Source organism: Aeromonas sp. (genome assembly GCF_050633025.1).
Taxonomy (GTDB): domain Bacteria; phylum Pseudomonadota; class Gammaproteobacteria; order Enterobacterales; family Aeromonadaceae; genus Aeromonas.
Window position 1 is genome coordinate 1 of the sequence record NZ_JBODRQ010000120.1, and the last position, 10,234, is coordinate 10,234.

Sequence of the window (10,234 nt, forward strand, 5' to 3'; positions counted from 1 at the left end):
TATGAGGCTTTCAGCCAACCCCTGTTTTTTTGTGAGCCAACGCCAGATTTCTGCTACAGGAATGTTTGGGCGTTTGCCTTCCTGAAACAAATTGGGTAAAACGGCGCAACATTTTGCCAACCTGGCTTTGTTTCGTCTGATCAAGGCTTGCCGCACTCATGCAGCAAGCCTTTTTTGCGACCAGAGCCCAAACCTTTCCCTAGCAGAAATGTTTGGACGACAAGATGAAAAAAACATAACAAACAAATACATAAGGAAAATGTATGGCTTGTCATATGCGCACACCCCTTGCCCTGCTGGTTGGTGGGCTCGCCTGTCACGGCGCTGCCGGTCAGGAGTCGGTGCAACAGCTGGATCCCATGGTGGTGGTGGCAACCCGCCCCGCCAGTACCCTGGAGGTGACACTGGATCCCAAGAAGCCCGGTTCCCCCATGCCCGCTGCCGACGGCGCCGGTTATCTGAAAAATGTCACCGGCATGAGCATGGTGCGCAAAGGGGGGCTCGGTGGCGATCCCGTGCTGCGGGGGATGGGGATGTCCCGTCTCAACGTGCAGATGGATGGCGGCATGCTGGCCGGTGGCTGTGGCGGCCGGATGGACCCGCCCACCGCCTATGTGTTCCCCCAATCCTTTGATCGGATCCGGGTGCTGAAGGGGCCGCAATCTCTCGAGCAGGGAGCCACCCTGGCGGGAACCGTGCTGTTCGAGCGGGACAGGCCCGAATTCACCGCGCCGGGCCTTAAGGCCGATGCCTCGGCCCTTTATGGCAGTTTTGGCCGCGATGATCAGATGGTGGATATGACGGCGGGCTCGACCGATGGCTATCTGCGCGGTCAGTTCACCCACTCTGATAGCGACGATTACCGCGATGGTCACGGTAACAAGGTGCGTTCTTTCTATCGCCGCGAGAACGGCACCGCCCAGTTGGGCTGGACGCCGGGGGAGCACACCTGGCTGGAACTCACCGCCGAGCGCAGCAACGCCCGCGCCGCCTATGCGGACCGCACCATGGATGGCCCCATGTTTGATCGCGAGTCCTTCGGGCTGAAGCTCAAGCAGGAGCAGGTCACCACTCACTGGCAGCGCAGTGAGCTGACCCTGTGGGACAACTACATCGACCACATCATGGACAACTTCAGCCTGCGGCAAAACAGCGGCATGAAGATGCTCTCCAACCCGGATCGCCGCAACACCGGCGGGCGCTGGGCCAACGACATCGCTTTGCCAGCCGACTGGCTGCTGACCGCCGGGCTCGACAGCAACCGGGATCAGCACCGCAGCAGGGGCGGCGTTGACTATGCCACCAAGGATCGTCAGCGCACCCTGCGTTTCGAGCAGCAGGGTGGCTTTGCCGAGCTGGGACGCCAGCAGGGGGCTCATAGCTACAAGGGCGGTTACCGTCAGGATCGGGTCGAGACTACTCGCTATGGTGCCGGTGAACAGACCCTCTACAGCGATACCCTGAGTCTTAACAGCGGGTTTGGCCGCTATGAGTACCAGTGGTCGCCCCGCTGGTCCAGCTATCTGGCCTGGGGTCAGGCAGAGCGGGCACCGGACTACTGGGAGCGCAGCAAGGACAGCACCCCGTTCACCCTCAACCCGGAGCGCAGCCGCCAGTGGGACGCAGGGCTGGCTCTGCGCAGCCGCGAGCTGGACCTGACCCTCTCCCTCTTTAGCGCCGATATCAAGGACTACCTGCTCTACCACAGCAAGTCGAACAAGGTGCGCAATATCGATGCCCAGACCCGGGGCGGCGAGCTGGAGGGGCGCTGGCAGTTTGCCGAGCAGTGGCGTCTCGATGGTGGTCTGGCGGTGGTCTATGGCGAAAATCAGAGCGACAACAAACCGCTGGCGCAGATGCCACCGCTCGATGGCAAGCTGGCCCTTGGTTGGCAGCCAAATGAGGTGCTGAACTTCACCCTGCTGGGGCGCGCCGTGGCGGCGCAGGATCGGGTAGATCTCTGGTCCGGCACCGTTGCGGGTCAGGATCAGGGGGAGACTCCGGGCTTCTTTACCATGAACCTGAGCGGTGCCTGGCAGTTTGCCAAGGGATGGCAGCTCTCGGCCGGGGTGGATAACCTGTTCGACACCTTCTACTACGAGCACCTCTCCAAATCGGTGCACGCCAGCCAGGCTGGGCTGGGTTATGAGCAGAGCGGCCGTATCCCCGAGCCGGGCCGTTCCTACTGGCTCTCGGTCAACTACCGTTTCGCCTCCGACGGCGTGCTCTGAGCAAGATGAGCGGGTAACGTTTTCAGTCACAGACACTGCTGTGTGAGCATCGCTATCATGGTGAAAAACAGGCGTATCAGACGCCTGCTCTCACAGCGGGAACATAACAATGAAACAGGGAACGTTACGCTATGGCGGCCTGCTCGGGGCCGCCCTGTTACTTGCGGCTTGCGGCGGCAGCGGTAGTTCAGGCGGGGAGAGGTCTCCCCCCGTCGTCAATCCGCCGGTCACCCACCCTCCGGTCGCCACGGTCAGTCGTGCCTGTTATGGCGACGATCAACCCGCCTGCAACCTGCGTATCTATCAGGTAATGGTGGAGTCGTTTGCCGATGGTGACGGCAGTGCCAACTACGGCGTCGGCTATGGCCCCTCCCAGCACAACGGCGATCTGCAGGGGATCATCGACAGCCTCGACCACATCAAGAGTCTCAACGTCAACGCCATCTGGCTCACCCCGGTGTTCAACTCCTGCGCGGGGCAAGGCGGCGACAATAAGCTCGATGCTACCGGCTACTTCGCCTGCGACTTTTTCACCGTGGATCCCAACTTTGGCAGCAATGCCAAGCTCAAGCAGCTGGTGGACGGGGCGCACCAGCGCGGCCTCTATGTCTTCCTCGACGGGGTGTTTGGCCACGTCAACAAGGTGGGGGTGAGCAAGCCCTCGCCAGAGGGGCGTCTGCCAGCCCTCACCAGCGGCGGGGTCGGTTATCCCGGCCAGCTGGTGGATTACAGCAAGCCGGAGAGTCTCGCCTACTTCAAGGAGGTGGCCCGCTACTGGGTCGAGCGGTTCTGCATCGACGGCTGGCGCCTCGATCAGGCCTATCAGTTGGGGCTGGATGATTGGCGCGCCATTCGCCGCGAGGTGGAGCAGGCCAGTGCCGCGCGCAAGGCAGCCGGTCAGCAGTGGGGCACTCTTGGCTACATGGTGGGGGAGGTTTGGAGTGGGGCTGACGACATTCGCGCCCAGGTGTATGGGACGAGCGACAAGCCAGCGCTCTCCTCGGCCTTTGACTTCCCGTTGCGCTACGGCATCGTGCAGGCGCTGGCGGTGGAGGAGTCCGGCAAGGGCGGGCAGGGGGCCAGCGTGCTCGACGCCAGCTGGAACAGGGTGGAGAACTACCCGGATCACGCCATGCCCAACCTGATGCTGGGCAACCATGATCTGGTGCGTTTTGGTGATCTGCTGGAGCGTGGCAACTTCAAGTCGACCGAGTACTGGCAGCGCCACAAGGCAGCCTTCAGCTTCCTCGCGGCTCGCTCTGGCCCCATCACCTTCTACTATGGCGAGGAGTTTGGCGATGAGGTGCCGGGCTTTTCTGCCAAGGTCGGCGGTGACTGTGCGGCGCAGGGCTTGTGCGACGATCATGTGGCCCGCAGCGATGGCAAGGTGCCCGCAGTCACCGGTTTTGTACCCGGCAGCGAACAGGCAGAGCTGAAAGAGTGGCTCGCCCAGCTGCTGGCTCTGCGCGCCAAACACCCCGCTCTCTATCAGGGGGCTCGGGTCAAGCTGGTGGCCGATGGCAGCCTCTATGGTGACATCAAGCAGACGGCGGGGGAGCAGATAGTCTACCTGCTCAACCTCTCCACCACGGCGCTCAGCTACAACCTGCCGACGGGCAAGCTGCGCAGCGGCAGTGCGCTGGTGGATCTGCAAAGCGGCGAGCGTCTGGCTATCGGCGGCAGCAGTGTGACAGTGGAGATCCCACCCCTGAGCGGGCGTTTCCTGCATTTGCAATAAGTCTGCGGCAGCACGCTCTGATATGAGAGAGGGTCCCATCGCGGGGCCCTCTCTGTCATGGTGGGCGACAACGCTATGGCGGGTTATGTGGTGGTCTGGCCCCGGTTTTCCAGTCGCTGACGGAAAGCGCTGGCCAGGCGTTCGTAGATTTTCGGCGCCTCCTTGTCTTCGATATCGCCTCGGATCCAGGGGTTGTCGACGATCTCCAGCAGCACGCAGTCACGCCCCTGCTGGCGCAAATCGAGCCCATAGAGGCCATTGCCAAGCTGATGCACGGCACGGCGGGCGGTCTGCAGTACCCGTTCCGGCACCTCGTTCAGCGGCAACGCCTCGATGCGGCTCATGTCGAGGGGGTGCTTGCGGCGGCGAATGCGGGTGCCGGGTTCGGGCCGGTAGCGGCGGCAGGCAAACAGCGGCGAGCCGTCGAGAAAGCCGATGCGCCAGTCAAACTCGGCGGGGATCCGGCTCTGTACCAGCAGCAGGGCGGAGCGGCCCAACCCCTCGTCCAGCAGGCGGGCCAGCTGTTGCTCGTCGCTGGCCATGGCGAGATCGCGCCCCTGCGCCCCGTCGGGTACCTTCACCATCAGCGGCAGGCCGAGCCGCTGTACCAGCTCGTCCACATGGTGGCGGCCGCGGCGGGTGACCATCATGGTGGGCGGCATGGGCACGCCGCTGCGCACCATCAGCTCGTAGAGATAGAGTTTGTTGCTGCAGGCGAGGATGGCGCGGGAGCTGTCGATCACCGGCATCTTGAGCTGTTCGGCGCGACGGGCAAATTCGAAGGTGTAGTGGCCGACCGCGGTTTCGGCCCGCAGCCAGAGTGTGTCGAACTCCGGCAGCCGCTCGATGGCCGACGGTGGCAGGATCTCGGCCCGGATGCCTTGGGCGGCAGCTGCCCGGATAAAGCGTTCCAGCGCCAGCCCGTCACTGCTGGCACGGCCATCATCGGGGTCCACCAGAATGGCGAGCTGATAGAGCGGCGCCGCCTGCTCCTCGTCGCCGGTCCCTACCAGCGCCTGGGCGTGGTGCAGCATCAGCTCTTTCTCGCTTGGGCTCAGCGCCAGCGGTGACAGGCTCTGCTGTTGGCGCACCGACCAGCCGTGGCGGCCGCGCTTGAGGGTCAGCTCCTGCAACGGCAGCTGGCTCAGGCCATAGTAGTAGCGGGCCAGCCCCGCCAGCTCGCTCTGTTCACACTGGCCGAAGATGGCGCGCACTCTAATCCGGTCCTCGCTCTGCTGGGCCAACCACCCCTGCGCCTTGCGCCACAGCTTGGCCGGAGGCTGCTGGGGTTGCAGCTGGCTGATGGCCTGCAGACCCGGCAGGCAGTGATGGCCGCGGGCCTGGGCCAGCAGCGAGCAGTAGTAGCCTGCGCTCAGGTGCTCCAGATTGCGGCAGAGGTTGATGATGCGGGGGCGGCCGCCGGTGGTCGGCACGCCATGTTGCAGATAGGTACGGGCGGTCAGCAGATAATCGGCATGGCAAGGCCAGTCGCCCAGCTCTTCGACGATGACATAGGTACTCATATTTTCGGCTCCACAGATGAAGCTGCCTTAAGCGGCAGGATCCCCAGTGGGCTTCGATGCACCGACAAGCACGACAATGGCGCGAGGGGAAACAAGAGGTTACAGTGCCTAATATGCCGCCTTGGTAACTTGTGATACAAGTCGCATTTTTGGTGCTGAGGATAAATAACCGAACAAGGACTCCCCGTGTTGACCGTACGTGCGGCCCGAACCGATGATCTGGGCGCCATCGTTAATCTGGAACGCTACTGTTTTCCTCCCGAAGTCGCCTTTGGCCGCAGCCGCTGGCACTATCTGCTGGCCCACGCCAAGGGGCGCACCCTGTTGCTGCTGGACGAGAAACATCAGCTGATGGGCTATCTCTGCCTGCTGGAGCACAGAGGCTGGGATCGGCTGGTCATACAGGCGCTGGCCATCCGCTGGACGGTGCGCCGTCTGGGCTGGGCCCGCCGCCTGCTGGAGCAGGTGATCCAGGAGGGCAAAGAGGCCGGCTGGGGGGCGATCCGGCTGGAGGTGGCTGATGCCAACGCTGAGGCGCTGGCGCTCTATCAGGGATTGGGATTTCGTCCCCAGCAGCGGCTGGCGGACTACTATGGCCCGGGTCAGCATGCCCACCGACTGGTGCTTAAGCTGGCCGGGGAGAGAAGAAGAGAGGGGATGAGATGAGCTGCGACAACTGCCTTGCCACCGCCATCAGGGCCAAGCTGGGGCGCTGTCCTGTCTGTGCCATCCAGACTTTTGTCATCGGCCTGAGTGGCTGGCTGGTCTGGTGGTGGTGCGGCGCCGACACCTCGGTCAACTCCCTCACCGGCCTGCTGTTTGCGTTGGGGGGCTCGGGCCTGCTGCTACTCCATCTGGCGGTATTTGTCTGGCGCAAGGCGACCGGACGTGAATTGAGCGATGAATAAATCAGATTGGTTTCAACAACATAAATAACAATATCGGTTGAGATAATGGAGGTTCAGATGATTGCAATGGTAACGGGCGCCTCGTCCGGTTTTGGTGAAGCCATCAGCCGCCAGCTGGTGCAGGCGGGCTACAAGGTGATCGGTACCGGTCGCCGTGCCGAACGGCTGGCTGCGCTGGCCGACGATCTGGGCGAGCAGTTCCTGCCGCTGGCGTTCGACGTGCAAGACAAGGCGGCCACCCGCGCTGCCATCGACGGGCTGCCAGCCGAGTGGAGCGAGGTGGATCTGCTGGTCAACAACGCCGGTCTGGCGCTGGGGCTGGAGCCGGCCCACAAGGCGGATCTGGAAGATTGGGAGCAGATGATCGCCACCAACATCAGCGGTTTGACCCTGCTCACCCGATTGCTGCTGCCGGGCATGGTGGCGCGCAATCGCGGCCACGTCATCAACATCGGCTCCATCGCCGGTACCTACCCCTATCCGGGCGGCAACGTCTACGGCGCCACCAAGGCGTTCGTGAAGCAGTTCAGCCTCAACTTGCGTGCCGATCTGGCGGGCACCGCCATCCGCGTCACCAACGTGGAGCCAGGCCTGTGCGGTGGCACCGAGTTCTCCAACGTGCGTTTCCACGGTGACGATGCCAAGGCGGCCTCCGTCTATCAGGGGGTGGAGGCGATCCAGCCGGAAGATATCGCCAATACCGTGCTCTGGGTGAGCCAGCAACCGGCCCACGTCAACATCAACAGCATCGAGATCATGCCGGTGGCGCAGACCTTCGGCCCGCTCAATATCAGCCGTTGCTGATTGTTGCTGGTGATGCAAGCAGAAGATCTGATTGCCCCTCGTTTTCAAACTGGGGGTTCTTTTTTAGCTCGGTGCCACGGGGCTTCTTACCGGCTGGCAAGTCGCCATATTGGCCATCTTCGCCACAAAAAAGCATCAGAAACCGCTCTATCGTTCCCAAAGCCCCTCGGGTGATGGTGTGGAGTTGCTACCTTGTCGGTCAGCCGCATGCGCAGGAACCAGCGATAGGCCAGATTGAGGTGAATGTCCTGAACCAGGCCGCGATCGCTGCGAATGCCCAAGAGATAGCCGATGAAGAGCATTTGAAGAAGAGGACAGGAGCTGTGGCGGGTCGGCCATTGCCGGACCAATAGCAGTGGCGAACCTTCTCGATCTCAAATTGCTGGGGTGCGGATTTTCTGAGCATGGCGCAGTCCATTAATGACCATGCAGCAATTAGATCAAACCCCGGGATCGGCGTTCTGGTGGGCGGGCGGCAGTCTGAAAGGCGCCTTGATGGCGCCTTTGTTGTTTGCAGAATGGCTTAGCGGGAGCTTGCCGCCGCGACCAGCGGGATCCGGTTCACTGCCTTGCCCATGTAGGCGAGGGTGATGGTCACAATGATGCAGGTGAAGCTCAGCCACATGTAGGGCAGGTAGTCGAGGGTTGCCACCCCCAGCACCCCGGCCATGAAGATGCCGTTGTCGCTCCAGGGCACCATGCCGCAGGTGAGGGTGCCGCCAAACTCGGCGTTGCGAGAGAGGTTCTTGCGCGCCAGTCCCAGTCGGTCGTAGTTTTTGGCCATGATCTTGGGGGTCAGGATCAGCGACACATACATGGCCGAGCCAAACACGTTGGCCAGAAACGCGGTGCCGATGGTGTGGCTGGTCAGGCTGCCGATGCTGTTGATGCGTTTCTCGAAGGCGCTGGCGATGACGGAGAGGATACCTACTTTCTCCAGCAGGCCGCCGAAGCCTAAGCCAAAGATGATGACGGCCACCGAGCCCAGCATGGACTCCATGCCGCCACGACCGAGGATGTTGTCGATAAAATCGATGCCGGAAGTGATGGCAAATGGACTATAAGCCGAGTGCATCGCCTTGACCGGATCCATACCCTGGAAGGCGATGGCCCAGATCAGGCCCAGCAGGGCGCCGAAGCTGATCACCGGGAAGGCGGGCTTGCGATTGGCCAACAGGCCCAGTACCAGCACCACCGGCACTATGGCCAGCGGAGTGATGTTGAACTGGTTGTCGAGGGCCTCCATCACCAGATTGACCTGCTCCAGGCTGACGTTGCCCGAATACTGCATGCCCACCACGCTGAACAGCACGGCGGTGATGACATAGGAGAGCAGGCTGATGGGCAGCATCCCCTTGATATGTTCCACCACGTCGACGTTGGACATGGTCGAAGCCAGCACTACTGAGTCGGAGAGCGGAGAGAGCTTGTCACCGAAGTAGACGCCGGAGAGCACGGCACCGGCTACCAGCGGCGCAGGCACGCCGAGGCTGTGGCCGATCCCCATCATGGCGATACCGGCAGTGGCGGCAGAGCCCCAGGAGGTGCCGGTGGCCAGCGAGGTCAGGGAGCAGATGATCAGGGTTGCCAGTAAGAAGATGGACGGGTGGATCACCTTGAGGCCGAAGTAGATGATGCTGGGGACGATGCCGCCAGCAATCCAGGTACCGACCAGGGCACCGACGGAGACCAGGATCAGGATGGCCCCCATCCCCTTGGCAACGCCGTCAACGGCAGCCTGCTCCAGGGATTTGTAATCGTGGCCGAGTTTGATGCCAAGCCCCATGATGACGAACCAGGCGATGAACAGCGCCAGCTGGATCGGCAGATCGAGCACGCTGGTGAACGAGAATGCCAGGGCCAGGAAAATGGCTAGACAGGCAAATACCTGTGCCATGCCCGGTAGTCGGATGTGGTTTTGTTGGTTTTGCATAGATACTTCCTAAACTCTTGCTCGCCAAGGTCACTCCCTCTCGTCCTGTGGATACATCGATCCCGAGGAGGCAACCCAAAAAGAGGCCGCAATCTACCACAAACCCGACGGGTTAAAGCCCCATCAAATTGGCAAAAATGCACATTTGATTGAAAAAACCACAAATTAGTTGATCTCATAACCCGTTTTTGAGCGGCATGTTGACACGAAGAGTCACATACGAAGCTTTTCTGTGACGCCACTTGCATCCCCAGCAGATGAAGATGATAATCATTATCAATTGTTGGTTGGGGAGAAAACAATGCGCGGGATATTGCGGGGGATGATGTTGCTGGTGGCGGTGGCCGTACTCGCATGGGGTCAGGATAAAGAGTACGGCACCTGGAGTGCCGGTTTTCTGCTGGCTGCCTGGGTGATGCTGGAGCCCGGATTGCGGCCCGCCTTGATCTTGCTGCCAGTGGCCGGGTTGACCGGTATCGTTACCCTGCTCTGGCAGCAGCCCTGGTTATGAGCTTTTGACGGGAGCCTGCTTGACCTTCTGCTGTGCCACCTTGAGCGATTCGACCACCAGTTTCTCCATTTCGGTACGCTTGGCATCGGTCAGGAAGTAGATCATGTCGACATTGTGGCGAATATAGTGGGCCGGAAGCTGGTTGAGGGTAAGGCAGCAGAGGTCGGCCATCTGATCGCTGTTGAGCTTTTGTTGCAGCCCCTGTTTCTCAATCTCCTTGAGCACCAGATGTTCGTAAAAGTTGTGAATGTCGGTATCCAGTATCATATGCGTTCCTTGGCATGACGATGAGCGGGGAGTCGTCAAAAGCATAGCCATAACAAGGAGTAAAAACAAAAGGCCCATCACTTTCGTGATGGGCCTTTTGCGTAATGAATGGTGCGAAGAGAGGGACTCGAACCCTCACATCCGTGGGACACTAACACCTGAAGCTAGCGCGTCTACCAATTCCGCCACCTTCGCACACTGATTTTCTCCAGCTGGTTTTTAAATGCGGTTGGAGCGCATCGCTCTGTGTTTACATGTCAGAATCATGGTGCGAAGAGAGGGACTCGAACCCTCACACCCGGGGGGCACTAACACCTGA

The 10,234-nt window shown here is 61.1% G+C and carries 9 protein-coding genes, 1 tRNA gene and 1 pseudogene; 6 read left to right on the forward strand and 5 right to left on the reverse strand.

Features of this window, described 5'->3' with window-relative positions; genetic code table 11:
- Positions 1 to 263: 263 nt before the first annotated feature.
- A complete protein-coding gene (locus ACRAUW_RS14270; protein ID WP_431362806.1) occupies positions 264 to 2,231 on the forward strand; it encodes a TonB-dependent copper receptor in 1,968 nt (655 codons plus the stop codon).
- Between the two features lie 109 nt (positions 2,232 to 2,340).
- Complete coding sequence (locus ACRAUW_RS14275) at positions 2,341 to 3,969, forward strand: alpha-amylase family glycosyl hydrolase (protein ID WP_431362807.1); 1,629 nt, start codon at positions 2,341 to 2,343, stop codon at positions 3,967 to 3,969.
- A gap of 83 nt (positions 3,970 to 4,052) precedes the next feature.
- On the opposite strand, the gene ACRAUW_RS14280 is transcribed toward ACRAUW_RS14275, so the two are convergent.
- Positions 4,053 to 5,492 (reverse strand): RimK family protein, encoded by a 1,440-nt coding sequence (locus tag ACRAUW_RS14280; protein WP_431362808.1) that lies wholly within the window; start codon positions 5,490 to 5,492, stop codon positions 4,053 to 4,055.
- A gap of 186 nt (positions 5,493 to 5,678) precedes the next feature.
- Between ACRAUW_RS14280 and ACRAUW_RS14285 the strand changes: the two genes are divergently transcribed.
- Genes ACRAUW_RS14285 through ACRAUW_RS14295 form a run of 3 tightly spaced genes read left to right on the forward strand, consistent with a single transcriptional unit; the run spans position 5,679 to position 7,204 of the window.
- Positions 5,679 to 6,158: an N-acetyltransferase family protein gene (locus tag ACRAUW_RS14285; RefSeq protein ID WP_431362809.1), complete on the forward strand. Its 480-nt coding sequence runs from the start codon at positions 5,679 to 5,681 to the stop codon at positions 6,156 to 6,158.
- Positions 6,155 to 6,400, forward strand: a complete 246-nt coding sequence (locus ACRAUW_RS14290) for a DUF3624 family protein (protein ID WP_431362810.1) — start codon at positions 6,155 to 6,157, stop codon at positions 6,398 to 6,400. Before ACRAUW_RS14285 ends, ACRAUW_RS14290 begins: the two co-directional genes overlap by 4 nt.
- A gap of 57 nt (positions 6,401 to 6,457) precedes the next feature.
- Positions 6,458 to 7,204: an SDR family oxidoreductase gene (locus ACRAUW_RS14295; protein ID WP_431362811.1), complete on the forward strand. Its 747-nt coding sequence runs from the start codon at positions 6,458 to 6,460 to the stop codon at positions 7,202 to 7,204.
- Between the two features lie 188 nt (positions 7,205 to 7,392).
- Here the strand turns inward: ACRAUW_RS14295 and ACRAUW_RS14300 are convergent.
- Both ACRAUW_RS14300 and nhaC read right to left on the reverse strand, forming a co-directional pair.
- A pseudogene (locus ACRAUW_RS14300) lies at positions 7,393 to 7,610 on the reverse strand (transposase); the annotation flags it as partial.
- A gap of 117 nt (positions 7,611 to 7,727) precedes the next feature.
- Positions 7,728 to 9,137, reverse strand: coding sequence for a Na+/H+ antiporter NhaC (gene nhaC, locus ACRAUW_RS14305; protein ID WP_431362812.1), 1,410 nt, complete (start codon positions 9,135 to 9,137; stop codon positions 7,728 to 7,730).
- 301 nt (positions 9,138 to 9,438) lie between these two features.
- On the opposite strand from nhaC, the gene ACRAUW_RS14310 reads away from it, so the two are divergent.
- Positions 9,439 to 9,648, forward strand: coding sequence for a hypothetical protein (locus ACRAUW_RS14310; RefSeq protein ID WP_431362813.1), 210 nt, complete (start codon positions 9,439 to 9,441; stop codon positions 9,646 to 9,648).
- Here ACRAUW_RS14310 and ACRAUW_RS14315 read toward each other — a convergent pair.
- Together ACRAUW_RS14315 and ACRAUW_RS14320 are read right to left on the reverse strand one after the other, a co-directional pair.
- Entirely contained in the window at positions 9,643 to 9,915 is a 273-nt protein-coding gene (locus ACRAUW_RS14315; protein WP_431362814.1) for a late competence development ComFB family protein, read from the reverse strand. The genes ACRAUW_RS14310 and ACRAUW_RS14315 overlap by 6 nt on opposite strands.
- A 109-nt stretch (positions 9,916 to 10,024) precedes the next feature.
- Positions 10,025 to 10,110 (reverse strand) — tRNA-Leu (locus tag ACRAUW_RS14320).
- Between the last annotated feature and the right edge of the window lie 124 nt (positions 10,111 to 10,234).

Coding starts and splice junctions, on each gene's coding strand:
- nhaC (WP_431362812.1), bottom strand. CDS start 9,137: ATGCAAAACCAACAAAACCACATCCGACTACCGGGCATGGCACAGGTA.
- ACRAUW_RS14290 (WP_431362810.1), top strand. CDS start 6,155: ATGAGCTGCGACAACTGCCTTGCCACCGCCATCAGGGCCAAGCTGGGG.
- ACRAUW_RS14295 (WP_431362811.1), top strand. CDS start 6,458: ATGATTGCAATGGTAACGGGCGCCTCGTCCGGTTTTGGTGAAGCCATC.
- ACRAUW_RS14275 (WP_431362807.1), top strand. CDS start 2,341: ATGAAACAGGGAACGTTACGCTATGGCGGCCTGCTCGGGGCCGCCCTG.
- ACRAUW_RS14310 (WP_431362813.1), top strand. CDS start 9,439: ATGCGCGGGATATTGCGGGGGATGATGTTGCTGGTGGCGGTGGCCGTA.
- ACRAUW_RS14270 (WP_431362806.1), top strand. CDS start 264: ATGGCTTGTCATATGCGCACACCCCTTGCCCTGCTGGTTGGTGGGCTC.
- ACRAUW_RS14280 (WP_431362808.1), bottom strand. CDS start 5,492: ATGAGTACCTATGTCATCGTCGAAGAGCTGGGCGACTGGCCTTGCCAT.
- ACRAUW_RS14315 (WP_431362814.1), bottom strand. CDS start 9,915: ATGATACTGGATACCGACATTCACAACTTTTACGAACATCTGGTGCTC.